This is a genomic window from Cryobacterium sp. M25 (assembly GCF_002929635.1).
Lineage (GTDB): Bacteria > Actinomycetota > Actinomycetes > Actinomycetales > Microbacteriaceae > Cryobacterium > Cryobacterium sandaracinum.
This window is the reverse complement of record NZ_PJJU01000042.1, coordinates 1-20,379: the sequence shown is the minus strand read 5'-3', so window position 1 is coordinate 20,379 and position 20,379 is coordinate 1. Positions and strand designations below refer to the sequence as shown.

At 68.4% G+C, this 20,379-nt stretch carries 18 protein-coding genes and 1 pseudogene; 11 read left to right on the top strand and 8 right to left on the bottom strand.

The window, feature by feature from the left end; genetic code table 11:
• Positions 1-7: 7 nt before the first annotated feature.
• The 4 genes from CXY81_RS04825 to CXY81_RS04810 all read right to left on the bottom strand — a co-directional run bounded on the left by CXY81_RS04825 (position 8) and on the right by CXY81_RS04810 (position 5,849).
• Entirely contained in the window at positions 8-1,495 is a 1,488-nt protein-coding gene (locus CXY81_RS04825) for a DUF4389 domain-containing protein (protein WP_104194161.1), read from the bottom strand.
• A 125-nt stretch (positions 1,496-1,620) separates the two neighbouring features.
• Positions 1,621-2,847 (bottom strand): homoserine O-acetyltransferase, encoded by a 1,227-nt coding sequence (locus CXY81_RS04820; RefSeq protein WP_104194160.1) that lies wholly within the window; start codon positions 2,845-2,847, stop codon positions 1,621-1,623.
• A gap of 344 nt (positions 2,848-3,191) precedes the next feature.
• Complete coding sequence (locus CXY81_RS04815; RefSeq protein ID WP_104194159.1) at positions 3,192-4,523, bottom strand: bifunctional o-acetylhomoserine/o-acetylserine sulfhydrylase; 1,332 nt, start codon at positions 4,521-4,523, stop codon at positions 3,192-3,194.
• A 117-nt stretch (positions 4,524-4,640) separates the two neighbouring features.
• Entirely contained in the window at positions 4,641-5,849 is a 1,209-nt protein-coding gene (locus CXY81_RS04810; protein ID WP_104194158.1) for an acyltransferase family protein, read from the bottom strand.
• Positions 5,850-5,875: 26 nt separating this feature from the next.
• Between CXY81_RS04810 and CXY81_RS04805 the strand changes: the two genes are divergently transcribed.
• Entirely contained in the window at positions 5,876-6,655 is a 780-nt protein-coding gene (locus CXY81_RS04805; RefSeq protein WP_104170208.1) for an SDR family oxidoreductase, read from the top strand.
• 84 nt (positions 6,656-6,739) lie between these two features.
• On the opposite strand, the pseudogene CXY81_RS04800 reads toward CXY81_RS04805, so the two are convergent.
• The 4 genes and pseudogenes from CXY81_RS04800 to CXY81_RS04785 form a co-directional block, all read right to left on the bottom strand.
• Positions 6,740-6,967 (bottom strand): annotated as a pseudogene (locus tag CXY81_RS04800) (alcohol dehydrogenase catalytic domain-containing protein); the annotation flags it as partial.
• A gap of 138 nt (positions 6,968-7,105) precedes the next feature.
• Positions 7,106-8,749, bottom strand: coding sequence for a cation acetate symporter (locus tag CXY81_RS04795; protein ID WP_104170207.1), 1,644 nt, complete (start codon positions 8,747-8,749; stop codon positions 7,106-7,108).
• Positions 8,746-9,105, bottom strand: a complete 360-nt coding sequence (locus CXY81_RS04790) for a DUF485 domain-containing protein (RefSeq protein ID WP_104099874.1) — start codon at positions 9,103-9,105, stop codon at positions 8,746-8,748. The genes CXY81_RS04795 and CXY81_RS04790 overlap by 4 nt, the downstream gene beginning before the upstream one ends.
• 78 nt (positions 9,106-9,183) lie before the next feature.
• Positions 9,184-11,118 carry an AMP-binding protein gene (locus CXY81_RS04785; protein ID WP_104194157.1) on the bottom strand — a complete coding sequence of 645 codons (1,935 nt, stop codon included), beginning with the start codon at positions 11,116-11,118 and terminating at the stop codon, positions 9,184-9,186.
• 87 nt (positions 11,119-11,205) lie between these two features.
• Here CXY81_RS04785 and CXY81_RS04780 point away from each other — a divergent pair, with 87 nt between their 5' ends.
• The 10 genes from CXY81_RS04780 (at position 11,206) to CXY81_RS04735 (ending at position 20,203) form a co-directional block, all read left to right on the top strand.
• A complete protein-coding gene (locus CXY81_RS04780; protein WP_104170205.1) occupies positions 11,206-11,922 on the top strand; it encodes a GntR family transcriptional regulator in 717 nt (238 codons plus the stop codon).
• A gap of 51 nt (positions 11,923-11,973) precedes the next feature.
• A complete protein-coding gene (locus CXY81_RS04775; protein WP_104194156.1) occupies positions 11,974-13,509 on the top strand; it encodes an MmgE/PrpD family protein in 1,536 nt (511 codons plus the stop codon).
• Positions 13,509-14,420, top strand: coding sequence for a methylisocitrate lyase (prpB, locus tag CXY81_RS04770; protein ID WP_104194155.1), 912 nt, complete (start codon positions 13,509-13,511; stop codon positions 14,418-14,420). The genes CXY81_RS04775 and prpB overlap by 1 nt, the downstream gene beginning before the upstream one ends.
• Positions 14,421-14,466: 46 nt before the next feature.
• Positions 14,467-15,597 (top strand): bifunctional 2-methylcitrate synthase/citrate synthase, encoded by a 1,131-nt coding sequence (locus CXY81_RS04765; protein WP_104194154.1) that lies wholly within the window; start codon positions 14,467-14,469, stop codon positions 15,595-15,597.
• 36 nt (positions 15,598-15,633) lie between these two features.
• On the top strand, positions 15,634-16,251 hold the full coding sequence (locus CXY81_RS04760; protein ID WP_104170202.1) for a phosphoribosyltransferase: 618 nt from the start codon (positions 15,634-15,636) through the stop codon (positions 16,249-16,251).
• Positions 16,248-16,967 (top strand): Type 1 glutamine amidotransferase-like domain-containing protein, encoded by a 720-nt coding sequence (locus CXY81_RS04755; RefSeq protein ID WP_104170201.1) that lies wholly within the window; start codon positions 16,248-16,250, stop codon positions 16,965-16,967. Before CXY81_RS04760 ends, CXY81_RS04755 begins: the two co-directional genes overlap by 4 nt.
• A 10-nt stretch (positions 16,968-16,977) precedes the next feature.
• Positions 16,978-17,664, top strand: coding sequence for a uracil-DNA glycosylase (locus CXY81_RS04750; RefSeq protein ID WP_104170200.1), 687 nt, complete (start codon positions 16,978-16,980; stop codon positions 17,662-17,664).
• Between the two features lie 26 nt (positions 17,665-17,690).
• Positions 17,691-18,269, top strand: a complete 579-nt coding sequence (locus tag CXY81_RS04745; protein WP_174720224.1) for a GNAT family N-acetyltransferase — start codon at positions 17,691-17,693, stop codon at positions 18,267-18,269.
• 44 nt (positions 18,270-18,313) lie between these two features.
• Positions 18,314-18,676: a hypothetical protein gene (locus tag CXY81_RS04740; protein ID WP_104194153.1), complete on the top strand. Its 363-nt coding sequence runs from the start codon at positions 18,314-18,316 to the stop codon at positions 18,674-18,676.
• Positions 18,677-18,748: 72 nt separating this feature from the next.
• Positions 18,749-20,203 carry an amidase gene (locus CXY81_RS04735; protein ID WP_104170197.1) on the top strand — a complete coding sequence of 485 codons (1,455 nt, stop codon included), beginning with the start codon at positions 18,749-18,751 and terminating at the stop codon, positions 20,201-20,203.
• Positions 20,204-20,379 lie beyond the last annotated feature (176 nt).

Sequence of the window (20,379 nt, the reverse complement as noted above, 5' to 3'; positions counted from 1 at the left end):
CGGCGACTCAGGGCGTGCTCGACGCCGCTCCGCCGGCAGGTGCGGCGGGTGCGATCGGTGCTCGTGTGACCGCGGCCTCCGGGGTGTCGGCGCCGCCCTGGTCGAGGCGGAACGGCGGGTACTCGTCGCGGAACAGGGCGGTGTAAACGGCCACCCGGAAGATCCAGCGGTCGATGCCGAGGATCAGATCGAACAGGCTGCGCCGGTACCGGCCGGTGAAGAGGAGGATGACCGCGGCGATCAGCACCAGGACCCCGATCAGGGACGGGACGGTGTTCGAGACCGAGTCGCCCTCGTCGTTCCGCCAGATCGTCGCACTTCCGGTCAAGGCCGCCACGATCAGCAGGTGCGGAATCGCCAACAGCCACCATTTGACCAGAACGAGCCCGTGCGAGAGGCGCTCCGGGTAATCGACCTGCAGATCGGCGGGATAGTCGGCCGACGACGCCAGGCTGAAGGGGGGGTACCGGTCGGTGCCGAGCGCCGAGTAGGCGTAGAAGGACACCCGCCAGCTCCAGCGCAGCACCCCGACGTTGAACTGGAAGAGGGCCGTCGGGTATCGACCGGTGAACAGGATGGCGAACCCGGCGACGATGGTGGTGACGACAAACCCGAACCAGAGGAACAGCAGCACCACCACGTGCGGGAAGATCAGGATCCACTTCACCAACCACAACCAGCGGGACAGCCCCTCGTCGAGGGTTCCGGTCAACCGGGCGGGAAACGTCCGCTCACCGGGATGGGCAGGGACCGCGGTCGCCCCGGGTGGGCCTGCTCCGACGAAAGTTGCTGCTCCGAGCGGTGTGTCGGGCGTGGCGCCGGGCCCGGTTGCGGGCAGTGTGCCGCGGCCCAGGCCGATTGCTCCGAACACGGTCAGCACCAGGCCGATGAGAAGGATGAACAGGCCGACCAGAAGCAGCCCCACCGCCAGCGGGGCGAGGAACCCGAGGCGAATGCCGGCTTGCAGGGCGACCGAGACGCCGGGACTGGCATCCTCGTTCATTACGACGACCGCCCAGCTGCCGCTCGTCAGGTCCCAGTCGATCTCCTGAGTGCCGGGACCCTCGGCGGAGGATACCCAGAAGTCCTGGGCGCCGGGGGCCTCGGGAGCGCGGCTGCCCGGAATGTCGCGGTACACCGCACGGAAGGGATTGATGTTCAGGTCGCGCAGCTCGGTGGCATTCACCCCGGCCAGGTAGCGGTCGACGTCGGCCTGAGGCGCGACGCCGATGAAGACGTCCGCTGTGGAGGTGGAGAGCGCGCGGAGTCGGAGACTGCCGATGTCCGCCGGGACGTCCTGGAGCCCGATCGAGCCGATCCGGGGCGAGGTGAGCGCGAACGACTGTACCGAGAACGAGCGGGCGGGGCTGGTGAGGTAGCCGTCCTCGCCCTGCGCGTTGACCACGGCGGTCATCGCCCCGGCCAGGGCCAGCGAGAAGCCGAGCAGAGAGAGGATCGCGCCAAAGATCAACATGATAACGGAACCGGGTTTCATGGCGCGTGTCCTCTCATCGGGTACGTCTCGATTCAGGGTACGTCTCATTCACGGGCACGACTCGGTTCACGAGGGTGTCGCGTTCCGTGGCCTGCCGGTCGACGTCGTCTTGATCCGGGACCGTGTCACGCTCGATGCGAGGGAGCGGGACGGGTCAGAACGCGCAGAAGTTGCGCGCCGATGGCCTCGTTCTCGATCAAAAAACCGTCGTGGCCGAAGCCGGAGTGGAGCGTGACGGCATCCGTGTCGTCGATGTTGCCCTGCAGGTGGGCGGCGATGACCTGTTGGCCCTCGAGGGGGAAGAGGCGGTCACTGTCGATGCCGACGACGACGCTGAGAGCATCGATGCGGGAGAGGGCGGATGCGACACCGCCGCGGCCGCGGCCGATGTCGTGCGAGTTCATGGCCTCGACCAGCACGATGTAGCTGTTCGCGTCGAACCGCCGGGTGAACTTGTTGCCGTGGAAATCGAGGTAGGACTCGACGGCGAACCGGCCGCCCGCGCCGAGCGGACTGATCTCGCTTTGCCAGCCGCGCTCGAAGCGCAGGTTGAGCTCCTCGGAGCTGCGGTAGTTCAGCAGCGCCATCCGCCGGGCCAGGGCGAGGCCGCGGGTCGGGCCATCGCCATCCGCGGCGTCGTAGTAGTCGCCGGAGCGGAAGAGCGGGTCGCTGCGGATGGCTTCGATCTGCACCGAATTCAGCGCGATCTGGTCGGCGGTCGTCACCGGCGGTGCCGCGAGGATTGCCAGGCGGGCGACCCGGGACGGATGCTCGATGGCCCACTCGAGCGCGTGCATCCCGCCCATCGAGCCGCCGACGACGGCGGCCCAACGGTCGATGCCGAGACGGTCGGAGAAGGCGACCTGCGCGGCGACCTGATCGCGAATGGTGAGGTAGGGAAAGCGGGTGCCCCATTCGGAGCCGTCCGGGGCGAGGGAGGCCGGTCCGGTGCTGCCCTGGCAGCCACCGATCATGTTCGGGGCAACCACGAACCAGCGGTCGGTGTCGATGGCCAGGCCGGAGCCGACGATCCTGCTCCACCAGCCCGCAGTCGGGTGGCCGTGGCCGGCCGGGCCGACCAGGTGGCTGTCGCCGGTGAGGGCGTGCAGCACGAGCACGGCGTTGTCGCCGCTCGGGGACAGTTCGCCCCACGTCTCGTAGGCGATCCGCACGGCGCCGAGGCTGCTGCCCGCCTCAAAGTGCAGCGCACCGACGTCGAGGAAACGACGGTTCCCCACGGGGTCGCCGTCGCGCCACGCACCCGTCGCCGGGGGTTTTCCGAGCAGCGACCGAGCCTGGGCTTCGGTCACGAAGCTCGACGGGACGGTGTCTGCCGAATATTGCCAGTCCATAGGCTCCCTATTCTGCCGGGTGAACAGCCTTTCCGGCTTATTGTCACCGCACCACCTGGTCAGCGCACCGCACGCCCGGCCGTCGCCGCGGAGTACCCGGCCGACACTCGGGCTGCACCCGGTTTCCATTCGGGTTGCACTGGGTTTCCACTCGGTTTCCACTGGGTTTTCCACTGGGTTTCCACTCTGTTCGCACTCGGCGAAGCCGAATCAGCTCGCCACCCGAACGAATTCGACGGAGATTTTGGCGATTTTGGCCTGNAAAAACTCCGTCGAATTTGTTACCCCCCCCCCCGGGGGGGGGGGGGGGATACCCATCCGGATTGGCAGCGGCTGGGGGCGTGTCAGGCGTTGGCGCGGGATGCCTGCACAACCGCGCGGGCGGCCGCCAGGCCGGTCTCGAGGTCGGCCTTCAGATCGGCGATGTTCTCGATGCCGACGGAGAGGCGCACAAGGCCCGGCGTCACACCGGCCGTGAGCTGCTGCTCCGGGGTGAGCTGCGCGTGCGTGGTCGAGGCCGGGTGGATGACGAGCGACCGCACGTCGCCGATGTTGGCCAGGTGGCTGAACAGGGAAAGGTTGTCGACGAGGGCGCGGCCGGCATCCACTCCGCCCTTCAACTCGAAGGACAGCACGGCGCCGACACCGCGGGGCGCGTAGGTGTTGGCGGCGGCGTACCAGGGGCTCGACGGCAGGCCGGCGTAGTTGACCGAGGCGATGTCGGGGTGGTTCTCGAGCCACTCCGCGATGTCCTGGGCGTTCTGCACGTGGCGTTCGATGCGCAGGCTGAGAGTCTCGATGCCCTGGATGAGCTGCCAGGCGCTCGCCGGGGCGATCGCGGATCCGAGGTCGCGCAGCAGCTGCACGCGCGCCTTGATGATGTAGGCGATGCCGTCGCCGACCGCGCCCGTGTAACTGACGCCGTGGTAGGACGGGTCCGGCTCGGTGAGGCCGGGGAACTTCTCCACGTTCTTGGACCATTCGAACGTGCCGCCGTCGACGATGACGCCGCCGATGACGGCACCGTGGCCGCCGAGGAACTTGGTCGCCGAGTGGACGACGATGTCCGCGCCGTGCTCGAACGGGCGGATCAGGTAGGGGGTGGCGATGGTGCTGTCGACGATGAGCGGCACCCCGCCGGCGTGCGCCACATCGGCCACGAGACGGATGTCGAGCACATTGATCTTGGGGTTGCCGATGGTCTCGGCGAAGAAGAGCTTGGTGTTGGGGCGCAGCGCCCGGCGCCACTCGTCGGGGTCGTCCTGGTTCTCGACGAAGGTCGTCTCGATACCCAGCTTGGCCAGCGTGTACTTGAACAGGTTGTAGGTTCCGCCGTAGATCGAACTAGACGAGACGATGTGGTCGCCGGCCTGGGCGATGTTCAGCACCGCGAACGTGGAGGCGGCCTGGCCCGAGGCCAGGAGCAGAGCTGCGGTGCCCCCTTCGAGGGCGGCGACGCGCTCTTCGACGACGGCCTGGGTCGGGTTCATGATCCGGGTGTAGATGTTGCCGAATTCGGCGAGTGCGAACAGGTTCTGCGCGTGCTGGGCGTTGTCGAACACGTAGGACGTGGTCTGGTAGATCGGGGTGGCCCTGGCATTGGTGGTCGGGTCGGGCTGGGCACCGGAGTGCACCTGCTTGGTTTCGAACTTCCAGTCTGCAGCGTTGTCGCTCATGAGGTGATCTCCCGGGTGATCCTCGACGAGCGTGGACCTTCCAGCGCTCTGCCAGCGATTCTAGGCAGGGGGTTGTCGAGCTGGCAACGGACACCGCAACACAGCGTCACGAAGCGGTTAGCGCGGCGTGCCGGCGGCAGGGTCTGCGGACGGTGTGTCTGCGGGAGGCTCGGCGGGAGGCTCCACGGGAGGCTCTGCGGGAGGCTCGGCGGCGAGCGTGCCGGCAGGCGCGTCGAGGTGCGGAAGCACGATCGTGCCGGTGTCGGTGCGCGCCGTCTTGCGGAACAGCCAGCGGGCGCGCGGCTCGATCAGCGGGCGGAACACCCTGCGCACGATCCGCTGCGAGAGGGCGATGGAGATCAGCGCGCTGAACCCGATCATCGCGGGCAGCACCCAGCCCGGCTGGGGTCCGCCGAGCACCCCGCTCTCGCGCAGGAGGAACAGCACGAAACTGTGCAGCAGGTAGATGTACATCGTGGCCGCGCCGTAGGGCGTGAACCAGAGCCGTCGCCGGGGCATGAGCACCAGGAATGCCACGATGAGGGCGAACGCGAGCAGCAGCAGACCCAGACGGATGACGCCGGCCCAGAGCTGGTCGTAGCCGAACGCCGGGTAGGCCTCGTCGTAGAGCAGGAACTGGCGCACCTGCGCCTCACGAAGGGCGTCGATGTTCGCCACGATCACGCCCAGCAGTGCCGTGAACAGGGTGAACGCGCCGATCCGCCAGTGCCATACCGCGGTGGCGTGCAGCCCCAGCCAGCGGTCGGTGAGCTTCCACTGGCGTAGCTGCCAGCCGAAGACGAAGAACGGCAGCAGCCCGAGCGTGCGCGACAGCGCGAAGGTGCTGTCGATCGACGCGAAGTACCCGGCGCCGACGGAGATGATCACACTGATCAGCAGCGGATGGCGCAGCAGCACGAGGAAGGGCAGGGCGAGGCGCCAGGCCAGGAGGGCGATCAGGAACCACAGGGTCCAGGAGGGGGACGAGTAGTCCAGGCGGAATTCGCCGCCGAGTAGCCAGTGCACGACTGTCCAGATCGTCTCGAAGATCACGTAGGGGAGCACGATGTCGGTGACCAGACGATGCAGCTGGCGGGTGCCGAGCGGGCCCGACCGGGCGAAGTACCCGCTGACGGCGACGAACAGCGGAACGTGGAAGGCGTAGACGAACAGATAGAACTCGTAGGCGACATCCGACTCGGCGATGAGTTTCAGGATGGCGTGCCCGAGCACAACCAGGGCGATCGCGATCCAGCGCGCATTGTCCCAGAGCGGCACGCGTCGTTTCTGCACGTGCGGTATTCCGGCGGCGCGTGGGCTCATCATGCTGCTTCTCCGACCAGAATGGAACCATGGGTACAAAAAGAGTCGTTGTGACCGGTGCGAGTTCGGGGATCGGTGCCGCCACCGTGCGCCTGTTCCGCCAGCGGGGCTGGGATGTGGTGGGGGTGGCTCGCCGCACCGACCGCCTCGCGACGCTGCAGGCGGAGACCGGGGCGCAGGTCTTCACGGCCGACCTCACCCGGCAGGCCGACGTGGACGCGCTGCGCGACTATCTCGCGGCGTCCGGGCCGGTGCACGCGCTGGTCAACAACGCGGGCGGCGCGGTGGGGCTGGACACCGTCGAGGAATCGAAGGTCGAGGACTGGGCCTGGATGTTCGAGATCAACGTGCTCGCGGTCAAGCGGGTCACGAGCGCCGTGCTGCCCTTGCTGCGGGCCGGGATCCGGGCGGAGGGCGGCGCCGCCGACATCGTCACGGTCACGTCCATTGCGGGTCATGTCGCCTACCTCGGAGGTGGAGGGTATAACGCGGCGAAGTTCGCCGCGCACGCCCTGATGGAAGTCTTGCGCCTGGAATTGAATGGCGAGCCGATCCGGGTGATCGAAGTTGCCCCCGGGATGGTGCAGACCGAGGAATTCGGGCTGGTGCGCTTCAACGGTGATGCGGAGAAGGCCGCCGCGGCCTACGCCGGGGTGCCGAATCCGCTCACCGCCGAAGATATTGCCGAGACGATCGTGTCGAGCGTCGAACGCCCGGCCCACGTCAATCTGGACCTGATCGTGATTAAGCCGGTTGCACAGGCGGCCCCCACGCGAGTCGCGCGGGGGCCGCTGGCACCCAAAGACTGACGCACTCAAGCGTTCTGCCTAGGGGTGGACCAGGATCTTCACAGCGGTGTCGTTGTGGTTGATCAGGGTGTCGAAGCCCTCGCTGGTGAGGTCGAACTCGTGGCCCATGGTGACCGGGAGGGATTCATGCGAAAGCGGATGCGGGTGGCCGGGCGCCGAGATGAAGATCGGGCCGTCGAGATACTCGTGAAGGTCGGTGCCGCAGATGCCGCACCAGGCGACTGCGATCTTCACTGTGCCGCTGCGGGTCTCCGGCTCTTCGATGTTTTCAATGCGGACGTTTTTCTGGCCGTGGAAACGTGCAGCTTTCATTGAGAATCTTCTCCAGTCATGCGTCAAAGGCTCGGCGCAGGCGGATGGTCTGGCCCTCCAGCCCGCGGAACGACACTACTCCCCCCGGCTGGGGTGCAGCCGAGGGGAGTAGTGGTCATGCGGGTCGTACGGTTTCGATCAGTGCTCGGAGGCCTTCTCGGCGCCGAAGCCGGTCATGGACCGCACGGACATTTCCGCGGCCAGCAGCGGGTCTTCCTTGCGGGTGCTGGTGACCGAGCCGAGCCAGCCCAGGAAGAACCCGATTGGGATGGAGATGATGCCGGGGTTGCTCAGAGGGAACCAGGCGAAGTCGACGTCTGCACCGAACATCGACGTCTCCGTGCCGGAGAAGACCGGCGAGAAGATGATCAGACCGACGGTGACCGCAAGGCCGCCGTACATGCTCCACACGGCGCCGCGGGTGGTGAAGCCGCGCCAGAAGAGCGAGTACAGGATGGTCGGCAGGTTGGCGCTCGCCGCGACGGCGAAGGCCAGGGCCACCAGGAAGGCGATGTTCTGCCCCTGCACGCCGATGCCGCCGGCGATCGAGAGGATGCCGATGATGACGACGGTACGACGTGCGACCTTGACCTCGGCGTCGGGGTCACCCTTGCCCTTCTTGATCACGCTCATATAGATGTCGTGAGCGAAGGAGGTCGCGGCGGTGATCGTGATCCCGGCCACCACGGCCAGGATCGTGGCGAAGGCAATGGCCGAGATGAAGCCGAGCAGCAGCGGTCCGCCGAGCGCGAGGGACAGCAGCGGCGCGGCCGAGTTCACTCCGCCGGGAGCGGCGAGGATGACATCTGCTCCGACGAGCGCGGCGGCACCGAAGCCGAGCACCAGCGTGAACAGATAGAACGCACCGATCAGCCAGATCGCCCAGACGACCGAGCGACGGGCTTCCTTGGCGCTGGGCACCGTGTAGAAGCGCATCAACACGTGCGGCAGGCCCGCGGTGCCGAGCACCAGGGCGATGGCGAGCGAGACGAAGTCGAGCGGGTTCTCGCCGTATTTCAGGCCGGGCACCAGGATGGCGTCGGCCGGCACACTCGTCGAGGCGGCGATGGCCGAGTCGAGAAGCGCCGAGAAGTTGAAGCCGTTGATGGCCAGCACCCAGACGGTCATCGCGAATGCGCCGATGATGAGCAGGAACGCCTTGATGATCTGCACCCAGGTGGTGCCCTTCATGCCACCGATGAGCACGTACATGATCATCAGGCCGCCGACCACGGTGACCACGACGGACTGCCCGACCTTGTCGTTGATGCCGAGGAGCAGCGACACGAGGCCGCCGGCTCCGGCCATCTGGGCGAGGAGGTAGAAGAAGCAGACGGCAAGGGTGGTCGTCGCCGCGGCCACGCGCACGGGACCTTGACGCAGGCGGAAGGAGAGCACATCCGCCATGGTGTACTTGCCGGTGTTGCGCATGAGCTCGGCCACCAGCAGCAGGGCGACGAGCCAGGCCACGAGGAAGCCGATCGAGTACAGGAAGCCGTCGTAACCGCTGACCGCGATCGCCCCGACGATGCCGAGGAACGATGCCGCGGAGAGGTAGTCGCCGGCGATGGCGAACCCGTTCTGCGGGCCGGTGAAGGACCGGCCGCCGGTGTAGTAGTCGGCCGCGGTCTTGTTGTTGCGCCCGGCGCGGATGACGACGATCAGGGTGACCGCCACGAAAGCGAGGAAGATCGAGATGTTCAGCACGGGGTTGTTTTCCGCAGGTTCGACGGCTTGGGCCAGGCGGCCCGGCAGGGACTGCAGAATGCTGGTTGCGATCATTTCTTGTCCATCTCCTCAAGCTCGGCACGCAGCTCGGCCCCGAGGGGGTCGAGACGGCGGTTCGAGTACGACACGTACCACATGGTGATGGCGAAGGTGGTGACGAACTGGCCGAGGCCGAGCACCAGTCCGAGGTTGAACTTGCCGAAGACCGGGATTGCCATCACGTCGGGCAGGTAGGCCGCGACGAGCACGAAGGCGAAGTACCAGATGAAGAAGAAGGCGGCCAGCGGCAGCACGAACCCGCGGCGCTGCTTCTTCAGCTGGATGAACTTCGGCGTCTTCTCATACGCGATGTAGTCGATGGTGGACGGTTTTACTCCGTCCGGGAGTTTGTCTTTCAGTGATTCCGCCATGCGGGCTCCTTTGCTCCGGTGAAGTGATGTGACTGTGTGGGATGGTGCTGGGGTGATCTGTGGGGGTCGACTGGTGCTTCAGGTGTGCGGGCCGACTCCATGCACGGCCTGCTTGAGGGCGTCGAGAACCGTGGGATCCTCGATCGTCGGCGGCACGGTGTAGGCCTCGCCATCGACGATCTGCCGGATGGTCTTGCGGAGGATCTTCCCCGACCGGGTCTTCGGCAGCCTGTCCAGGATGGTCACGTCTCGGAACGCGGCCACCGGCCCGACATGCTCCCGCACCAGCGCGATGAGCTCTGCGCCGAGAGTGTCGTGGTCGATCGTGGCCCCGGACTTGAGCGTGACGAAGCCGGCCGCGCGCTGCCCCTTGAGCGGGTCGCGCACGCCGAGCACCGCGCACTCGGCGACCGCGGGGTGCAGGGTGAGCACCTCCTCGAGCGAGCCGGTGGACAGTCGGTGCCCGGCAACGTTGATCACGTCGTCGGTGCGGCCCATCACATAGAGGTAGCCGTCCTCGTCGAAGTGGCCGGAATCTCCGGTGGCGTAGAAGCCGGGGAAAGCCGACAGGTAGGAGCTTTCGAAGCGGTCTTCGCTGCCCCAGATCCCGAGCAGGGTGCCGGGCGGCAGCGGGAGGCGGATGGCGATGTTGCCGTCCTTGCCGGCCTTCGTGACCGGCTTGCCCTGGGAATCGAGGATGGCGATGTCGTAGCCGGGCACCGGGAACGTGGCCGAGCCCGGTTTCGTCGGGATGTCGGCGATGCCCCGCGGGTTCGCGCAGATCGCCCAGCCGGTCTCGGTCTGCCACCAGTGATCGACCACCGGGCAGTGCAGCCCGTCATTGGCCCAGTGGTATGTCTCCGGGTCGAGGCGTTCGCCGGCCAGGAACAGCCCGTGCAGGCTCTGGATGTCGTGCCCCGCCAGTTCGACCAGGCCAGGGTCGACGCGGCGGATGGCACGGATGGCCGTGGGCGCCGTGAACAGGACTGACACCTGGTAGTCCTCCACCACGCGCCAGAACGCCCCGGCATCCGGGGTGCCGACCGGTTTGCCCTCATAGATGACCGTGGTGGCGCCGACCAGCAGCGGGGCATAGACGATGTAGGAGTGGCCGACCACCCAGCCGACGTCAGAGGCCGCCCAGAAGACGTCGCCGGGCTTGACGTTGTAGATGTTGGCCATCGACCAGGCCAGCGCCACGGCGTGGCCGCCGTTGTCGCGGACGATCCCCTTCGGATTGCCGGTCGTTCCGGAGGTGTACAGGATGTAGAGCGGGTCGTCGGAGCGAAGGCTGATCGGCGCGGCCGGGGAGGCCTCGTTCTCCTCGTGGGCCCAGTCCAGCCAGGCCACGTCGCTGGTGCCGGCGTAGTCGGCGGCGCAGCCGGGGACCATCTCCCGGTCGCGCACGATGACGGTGTGCACCGAGCCCTTGCTGCGAGCGAGGGCGCGTTCGACCAGAGGCAGGTATTCGACCGCCCGGCCCGGTTCGAGGCCGCCGGAGGCGGTCACGATCACGGTCGGTCGCGCATCGTCGATCCGCACGGCGAGCTCGCTGGCGGCGAAGCCGCCGAAGACGACGGAGTGGATGGCGCCGATGCGGGCACACGCCAGCATGGCGACGATGGCTTCCGGGATCATCGGCAGGTAGACGATCACCCGGTCGCCCTGGCCGACGCCGCTGGCGCGGAGCACCCCGGCGAAGCGCTCGACGCGTCCCAGAAGTTCGCGGTAGCTCAGGCGCACCCGGGTGCCGGACATCGCCGAGTCGTAGATGACGGCCGTCTGTTCGCCGCGGCCGGCAAGCACGTGGCGGTCGAGCGCGTTGTAGCTGGTGTTGAGTTCGCCGTCCGGGAACCAGCGCCAGGCGCCGGGGAAGCGTTCCTCCAGCGCCACCGTCGGCGGAACGGTCCAGTCGATTGCCCGGGCTGCCTGCAGCCAGAACGCCGAACGCGTGCCGTCATCGATGCTTCTCTGCCACAGGTCGTGATACCCCGCCGAAGCTTCCCCTGACATTCGAACCTCTCCGTTGAAGTTCCTATGTATACATAGAATTCGTGAAGTCTGGCACAAATCCCGCAATAAGGGAATAACATGTGATTTGTGTATACAGAAACCCCAACGACGGGGACCACGGTTCCGGTTCGCGCAAGTGAACGCGCCTATCGGCAGCTGCGCGGCGAGATTCTCGACGGCCTCCTGGCGCCCGGCACGGGGCTGCTCGAGGTGGAGCAGGCCGCCCGGATCGGGGTGTCGCGCACCCCTCTGCGCGCGGCGATCGCCCGGCTGATCGCCGACGGTCTGGTGGCCGGCCGCACCGGCCGTGGGTTCATGGTCACCGAGATGAGCGTGGACAGAATCGGGGAACTCTACGAGGTGCGACGGGCGTTGGAGGAACACGCCGCCCGGATCGCCGCCGAGCGCCGCGACCCGGCGGTCTTCGAGGCTCTCCGCACGCAGTTCCTTGCGGCCCCGGAGCTGCTCCGGCACGGCAAGGCGGGACTACGCCGCTACTACGAGCTGATCGACGAGTTCGACCTGGCCCTCGACGTGGCCGTGGCGAACCCCTTCCTCGTGGGTGCGCTCGCCGGGGTGCGCACGCACCTCGCCCGCATCCGTCGCCTGGCCCGGGACAACCCGGACCGGCTCCGAAGCGCCGCCGCCGAGCACCTGCTCATCGTGGACGCCGTTCTGGCGGGTGACTCGTCGCTGGCCGCCCACGCCACGCACGTGCACCTCCACCAGAGCCTCACCAGCGTTCTCGCGACCCTCCGGGGATCGTCGGCCGTTCCGGCCGACCCATCGCCTCCACCGCGCTAACCGCACTATTCGAACCAATCGAACCAATCGAACCAATCGAAGGGATCCACCGTGCAGCTCCACCACGTTCGTGTTCACCGCAGCGACGAGAACCTTGCCCGCACCGACCAGCTGGCCTGGAAGATCGCCGAGGTCGCTGCCGATCCGGTCGCGGTGAGCGACGAGGTGACCGAGATGATCGTCAACCGGGTGATCGACAACGCCGCCGTCGCCGCGGCGTCGCTGACCCGGCGCCCGGTGGTGTCGGCCCGCTCGCAGGCGCTGGCGCACCCGCGTTCGTTCAACGGCGTCGGGGCGACCGTGTTCGGTGAGCAGCGCTCCCGCCGGGTGTCACCTGAGTGGGCGGCCTGGGCCAACGGGGTCGCCGTGCGTGAGCTCGACTACCACGACACGTTCCTCGCCGCCGAGTACTCACACCCCGGCGACAACATCCCGCCGGTCGTCGCGGTCGCCCAGCACCTCGCCACCGCCCGCGGATTGACCGGTCGCGACCTCGTGCGCGGCATCGCCACGGGCTACGAGATCCAGATCGACCTGGTCAAGGGCATCAGCCTGCACGCGCACAAGATCGACCACGTGGCCCACCTCGGCCCGTCGGCGGCCGCCGGCATCGGCACCCTGCTCGGGCTCGACCCCGAGACCATCTTCCAGGCGGTGGGGCAGGCGCTGCACACCACGACGGCCACCCGGCAGTCCAGGAAGGGCGAGATCTCCAGCTGGAAGGCACACGCCCCGGCCTTCGCCGGCAAGATGGCGGTGGAGGCGGTCGACCGCGCAATGCGCGGCGAAACCAGCCCCACCCCGATCTACGAGGGTGAAGACGGCGTGATCGCCTGGCTGCTCGACGGGCCGGATGCCGCCTACGAGGTGTCGCTGCCGTCGAATGGTGAAGCCAAGCGCGCCATCCTGGACAGCTACACGAAGGAGCACTCGGCGGAGTATCAGGCGCAGGCGTGGATCGACCTGGCCCGGAAGCTGCACCGGGAGCACCCGGCCCTGTCCGATCCGGCCAACGTCGTATCCGTCGTCATCCACACCAGCCACCACACCCACTACGTGATCGGCTCGGGCGCGAACGACCCGCAGAAGTACGACCCCACGGCCAGCCGGGAGACCCTCGACCACTCCATCCCGTACATCTTCACGGTCGCCCTGCAGGACGGCAGCTGGCACCACGTGGATTCCTACCGGCCCGAACGCGCCGGCCGGGCCGACACGATCGCCCTCTGGAACAAGGTGATCACCACGGAAGACAGCGAGTGGACCCGCCGTTACCACTCGCTCGACCCGGCCGAGAAGGCCTTCGGCGGTCGAGTCGAGATCGAGCTCACCGACGGCAGCCGGGTCGTCGACGAGATCGCCGTCGCCGACGCCCATCCGCTCGGCGCGAAGCCGTTCGGGCGGGCCGAATACGTGCACAAGTTCCGCACCCTCGCGGCCGACGTGGTCGAGGAGGGCGAGATCGTGCGCTTCCTCGCCGCGGCCGAACGCCTGCCGCGGCTTGGCGCCGGGGAGCTCGGCCAGCTCACCATCGTGGCCCGTAACGGGTTGCTCGCCTCACTTCCCACCCCGAACGGAATCTTCTGATGTTGTACTCGAAAGTCAGCCCTGCCGCCAAGCGGGCCGCGTTCCGCGAGGACCTGGCGAGCGGCCGGCTGCTGCGCTTCCCCGGTGCGTTCAACCCGCTCTCGGCCCGACTGATCGCGGCCAAGGGCTTCGAAGGGGTGTACATCTCCGGCGCGGTGCTCTCGGCCGACCTGGGTCTACCCGACATCGGCCTGACCACTCTCACCGAGGTGGCCGGCCGGAGCCAGCAGATCGCCCGGATGAGCGACCTGCCCACGATCGTGGACGCCGACACCGGCTTCGGCGAGCCGATGAACGTGGCACGCACGATCCAGACGCTCGAGGATGCCGGCCTGGCCGGCATGCACATCGAGGACCAGGTCAATCCGAAACGCTGCGGTCACCTCGACGGCAAGCAGGTCGTCGACGACGACACGGCGGCCAAGCGCATCCGGGCGGCCGTCGATGCCCGGCGCGACCCGAACTTCCTGATCATGGCGCGCACGGACATCCGTGCCGTCGACGGCCTGGCTGCCGCGGTCGACCGGGCGAAGAAGCTCGTCGACGCCGGGGCTGACGCGATCTTTCCGGAGGCGATGGCATCCCTGGCCGAGTTCGCGGCCATCCGCGCCGCCGTGGACGTGCCGGTGCTGGCGAACATGACCGAGTTCGGCAAGGGCGAGCTCTACACGACCCAGCAGCTGGCGGATGTCGGCATGAACATCGTCATCTTCCCGGTGTCCCTGCTGCGCCTCGCGATGGGGGCGGCCGAACGCGGCCTCGACATCATCGAGGCGCAGGGCTCACTGACCGGCTTGCTGCCGGAGATGCAGCACCGGGCGAGGCTCTACGAGCTGCTCGACTACGAGTCGTACAGCCACTTCGATTCCGGCGTCTTCAACTTCACCCTCAACCCGGATGTTGCCTCGTAGCAGCCCGGCCCCGCACGCAGATCCAGTCTCAACGCAAGGGAGCTACATGAGTCAGAACGAACCGACCATTTACAAGGGCCTCGCCGGCGTCGTGGTCGACTATACGCAGGTGTCCAAGGTCAACCCCGAATCGAACTCGCTGCTGTACCGGGGCTACCCGGTGCAGGAACTCGCGGCACAGAAGAGCTTCGAGGAGGTGGCCTACCTGCTCTGGCACGGCGAGTTGCCGACCGACGTCGAGCTGGGTGAATTCGAGGAGCAGGAACGCTCCCTCCGGCACCTGACTCCTGCGGTGAAGCGCGTCATCGACGAGCTGCCGATGACGGCGCACCCGATGGACGTCGTGCGCACGGCGGTCAGCCTGATCGGCGCGAACGACCCCGATGCGGCCGACGCGTCGCCGGCGGCCAACCGTGCCAAGGGCCTGCGGCTCTGGGCCCAGATGCCGGCGATCGTGGCCTACGACCAGCGCCGCCGCCACGGCCTCGAGCTGATCGAACCGCGCAGCGACCTCGGCTACTCGGCCAACTTCCTGTTCATGACGTTCGGCGAGGTGCCCGAACTCGTGGTCGTGAACGCGTTCGATGTGTCCATGATCATGTATGCGGAGCACTCCTTCAACGCGTCGACGTTCACCGCCCGCGTGATCACCTCGACCCTGTCCGACCTGCACTCCGCGGTCACCGGAGCGATCGGGGCTCTCAAGGGCGCGCTGCACGGCGGGGCAAACGAGGCCGTGATGCACATTTTCGATGAAATCGGGCTCGGCCTGGGCGCCGGGAAGCGCGCCGAGGCGTGGCTGAACGAGACCCTCGCCGCAAAGCGGAAGGTGATGGGCTTCGGCCACCGGGTGTACAAGCACGGGGACTCGCGGGTGCCGACCATGCGCACCGCGCTGGTCACCCTGGTCGAGCATTATGACCGGCCGGACCTGCTGGAGCTCTACGAATCCCTCGAGGCGGGGATGACGACGCGCACCGGCATCCTGCCCAACCTGGACTACCCGTCGGGACCTGCGTACAACCTGATGGGATTCGACACCCTCACTTTCACGCCGATCTTCGTCGCGGCGCGACTGACCGGGTGGACCGCGCACATCATCGAGCAGACCGCATCGAATGCCCTGATCCGGCCGCTCTCGCTCTATAACGGCCACGAGGAGCGGCACCTGGCCTGAGCTCACCGTGACCGCGCCGTGACCTACCATTGGGAAATGGGATTCGACGCGGACGACGCTGCACGTGATGTGACCGGAATTGAGCGGGAAGTGCTGGGCTGGGACGTGTTCGCGGACGCGTCCCGCCAGCTGTCGAAGGCGGTGCTGTCGAGCGGTTTCCAGCCGGATGTCGTGATCGCCATCGCCCGCGGCGGGCTGCTGCTCGCCGGCGCCATGTCGTATGCGCTGGGCACCAAGAACTGCGGCAGCATCAACGTGCAGTTCTACACCGGCGTCGACGAGCGCCTCCCCGTGCCGGTCCTGTCGGGACCGATGCTCGACGCGCCGTCGCTGACCGGCCTGCGGGTGCTGCTCGTCGACGACGTCTCCGACTCCGGGCACACCCTCGCGATGGTCGTCGCGCTGCTGCGGGAAACCGCCTGCGAGGTGCGCACCGCCACCCTGTACACGAAGCCTCGCACCGTGCTGGTGCCCGATTTCACCTGGTGTGAAACGGACCGCTGGATCGTGTTCCCCTGGTCCTCGCTGCCTCCCGTAGCGGAGAGCCTCACCGGTGCGAGCCTGCCGGGCGGCGCACAGCTCGATGACGCCCTGCCTGTCGCGAGCCTGCTCGCCGCCAGCCTGCCCCTCGTGGCCCGGGGCGCCCTGCTGTGAGCGTGCACCTGGTCGGCGGCGGTTGGAACCCCCGGACAGACGCGGCCGTCTTCGGACCCTTCCTGGCCGAGGCCACGGCGCGCGGAGTCGTGGCAGGCCGCGCGGAGCCTGGCATCGCGATCCTCGTCGTGCGTGCCGAAGACGCCGCCGACCACGCCGCGAACCTGGTCGCCGCCGTTTCCGCGGCCGGCGAGTTCGAGCCGAAGGTCACCGTCGTCGCCCCGGGCGACGTCTTCGCCCTGACCGCTGTGTCCGAGGCCGACGGAATCCTGGTCGGCGGCGGAGTCACCCCCGCCTACCTGGTCGCCGTGGCCCCGATATTCGGTGAGATCCGTCGTCAGGTGGCCGCCGGCGTCCCCTATCTCGGATTCTCTGCCGGCGCGATGATCGCGGCCGAGCGTGCCCTGATCGGCGGCTGGCGCATGGGCGGCGTCGAGGTCAGCGGCGAACACGCCGCCGAGGGGCTCGACGAGATCACCGTCGAACCCGGCATCGGGCTGCTCGACGTCACCGTGGAGGTGCACGCCGCCCAGTGGGGCACGCTGTCCCGGCTGGTCGCGGCCACCGAGGCCGGCCTGATCGACGGCGGCCTGGCCGTCGACGAGAACACCGCGCTGGTCGTCGGGGAGGGCGCGCTCAGCGTCGTCGGAGCCGGCAGTGTCTGGCGGGTCAGCGAGGCCGACGGCGGGGTGCTCGTGAGCACCTTCGGGGCCTGAGCCGAGCATCATGCCCGTCACCCTCGCGGCGCTGACCGAGAGCCGGGCCATCGATCTTGGCTGGGCCCAGGCGCTGGCGCCGGTGGGGCCGGAGATCGACCGGATGGCGGAGCTCCTGCGCGCCGAGACTCTGGCCGGCCGCATCTGGCTACCGTCCCCGGAGAACGTCTTCCGCGCCTTCGCCGAGCCGTTCGACGCCGTGCGGGTGCTCATCGTCGGCCAGGACCCGTACCCGACCCGGGGACATCCGATCGGGCTCGCCTTCGCGACCGAGGCACACGTGCGACCTCTGCCGCGCAGCCTGGCGAACATCTGCCGGGAGCTGCACGACGACGTGGGCGTCACCGCCGCCACCGGAGACCTCTCGCCGTGGTCGCGGCGGGGGGTGCTGCTGCTCAACCGCGTACTCACCGTGCAGGCCGGCCTGGCCGGGTCGCACCGGCGCCGCGGCTGGGAAAGCGTGACCGAGCAGGCCATCCGTGCCCTCGTCGCCCGGGACCGGCCGCTCGTGGCGATCCTGTGGGGGAAGGATGCCGGCACGCTGCGGCCGCTCCTCGGGGACACGCCGGTGATCGAGTCCGCGCACCCGAGCCCGCTGTCGGCCAGGCGCGGATTCTTCGGTTCAAAGCCGTTCAGCCGGGCCAACGAGTACCTCGGCCGCACCGGGGCGGCCCCGGTGGACTGGTCCCTCGGGTAATCTGGAGCTCTCTGGAGGAGTTAGCTGTGCTTGAAGAGGAATACCAGCCGCGTCGGCAATTGCCCCGACACCTTCGACCGACGCCCGCGGAAGAGGCGCCGTTCGGATTCACCATGCGTGAGGCCCAAATCACCGATCTGCCGTATATCCGGGAGGTCTACAACTACTACGTCGCCAACAGCACGGTCACCTTCGACGTCGACCCGATGACCCTGGCCGAGTGGCGCAGCAAGTTCTACTATCTGGGCAAGCTCGGGATGCCGTTCATCGTGGCCGTCTCCCCGGCCGGCCAGCTGCTCGGCTACGCCCTGGTCAGCCCGTGGAAGCAGAAACGCGCCTACCGGTTCACGGTCGAGAACTCGATCTACCTCGGAGCGGCCTCCACCGGCAAGGGACTGGGCCGGATGCTGCTCGGCGAACTCATCGAGCGTTCCCAGGCGGCCGGGCTCAAGGAGATCATCTCGGTCGTCGCCGACCAGGGCGCCGACGCGTCGATCAAGCTGCACCTCGACTTCGGATTCGCGGAGATCGGCCGGATGGGCAAGGTCGGCTTCAAGTTCGACCGCTGGCTCGGCACCGTGCTCCTGCAGAAGAGCCTCAAATAGGCGCAGCGGCGAGCCTGCGGCCAGCGGACGCCTAAAATCGAGGGATGACCGATGCCCTGCCCACCCTGCCCGAGCGCCACACCGTGTTGCGCTCGTTCGCAGGACACCTCGAGGCCGGCCCCGACGCCGTGTTCAACCGGCTCGTGACGGCGATGGCCTCGGGGGCGGCCGGCGGGGGCAACGTGCACATCGACCGGGACCGACGCCGACTCGTGCTGCGGCGCGGCTGGTGGTACCGCGGCGAGTACCAGGTGCTGCCCGAGGAGGAGGCCGGGTCGCTCGTGCAGTACGAGATCATCAACGTCGCGCAGCTGCTGCCGTGGGCCGGGTCGTGGGCGGCGGCATCCGTTCTCCGCGCCGCGCCGCGGGCGTTCCAGGCGTTGCTGACCGGACTGTCCCACTCCTGAGCGTCGCGCCGCTGAGCGTCTCGCCGCTCCGTCGCGCCGATGCCCGGCATCCCGGCTGGCTAGGCTCGGGGGATGGCCGCTCCGCATGAACTGACCGCTCTCGAACAATGGCAGGCGCTGCAGCGCGGTGAGATCAGCCCCACCGAGCTGACCGAGCACTACCTGGGCCGGATCGAGGCTCAGGACTCCGGCCTCGGCGCGTTCGTGAGCGTGACAGCGGATGCCGCGCGGAAGCGGGCCCGCTTCGTCGAGCAGCTGATGCCGCGCAGCATGCCGCTCTGGGGTCTGCCCTTCGCCGACAAGGACCTGCAGAGCCGCGCCGGCGTGCCGGCCCGGTTCGGATCGCGGCTGATGCAGGATTACGTGCCGGCCGAGTCCGACGATCTCGTGCTCGCCCTGGACGCGGCCGGCGGCGTGAGCCTCGGCAAGACCAGCACGCCCGAGTTCGGGCTGCCGTCGTACACCGAGACGCTGGCCGGGCCGCCCGCGCGCAACCCGTGGGACCGCTCCCGGGGCGCGGGCGGCTCCAGCGGCGGGGCGGCGGTGGCCGTCGCCGCCCGGCTGCTTCCCTTCGCTCCGGGTTCCGACGGCGGCGGCTCGGTGCGGATCCCCGCGGCAGCCTGCGGTCTCGTCGGCCTGAAACCGTCGCGCGGCCGGGTGCCCTCATCGTCCGGGATCAACGCGCTCGGCGGTCTCAGCGTGGCCGGACCGCTGGCACGGACGGTGGCGGATGCCGCCCTGCTGCTGGACGCCATGATCGCGCCGCGAGGCGGGCATCCGCAGCACCTGTACTCGCTCCGGCCCCCCGGCGACGATGCACCTCTGCTGGCCGCCGCCGTGCGCGGCGAGGGCCGGTTCCAGCTCGGCGTGATGACAACCTCCGCCTGGGATGACGCCTACCCGATCGAGATCGCTCCCGAGGCGCTGGCCGCCCTGATGGTGGCCGTCGACGGGTTCGCGAGTATGGGCCATGGCCTGGAGGAGACGGCGCTCGAGCCCGACGACAGCTATGTGCCGGCGTTCCGCACGATCTGGCAGGCCGGCGCTGCGGGCATCCCCGCCGACACCCCGGAGCAGGAGAAGCTGCTCGAGCCGCTCACCCGCTGGCTGATGAACCGCGGCCGGGAGCTGTCCGCTCGGGATCTGGCTCAGGCGCTCGCGGCCCTGTCGGCTTACGAGCGGTCGTTCATCCGCCAGTTGTCCCGGTTCGACGCGGTGCTGACCCCGGCGCTCGCGCTCACGCCGCGCCCGCTGGGCTGGTACGACGCGGTCGACGGGGAGCGCAACTTCGCCCAGCAGGTGCAGTACACCCCGTTCACGTCCATGGTCAACGTGAGCGGACTGCCCGCGATCGTGCTGCCCGTTGCCGAAACCGGGGCTGGACTGCCGATGGGAGTACAGCTGATCGGCCGGCCGGGCGGGGAGGCCACGCTACTGGCGCTCGGTGCGCAGCTCGAACGGAGGCTGCAGTGGCAGCACCGCACGCCGCCCGAGGCCGGCGGCCTCGGACTCCCGTGCGCCCGCTGAGTGATTCCGAGCGCGTGGCGTCAAACCAACTTGACCCAATTCGACGGAGATTTTGGGTCAAACACCGGTTTTTGAGCCTAAACACGCGGTTTAGAGCAAAATCTCGGCTCCCCTGCTCTATCCGTGGGTGTTTCGGAGCGCCTTAACGGCCGCACGCCGCTTCCTGTCTAGGTTTC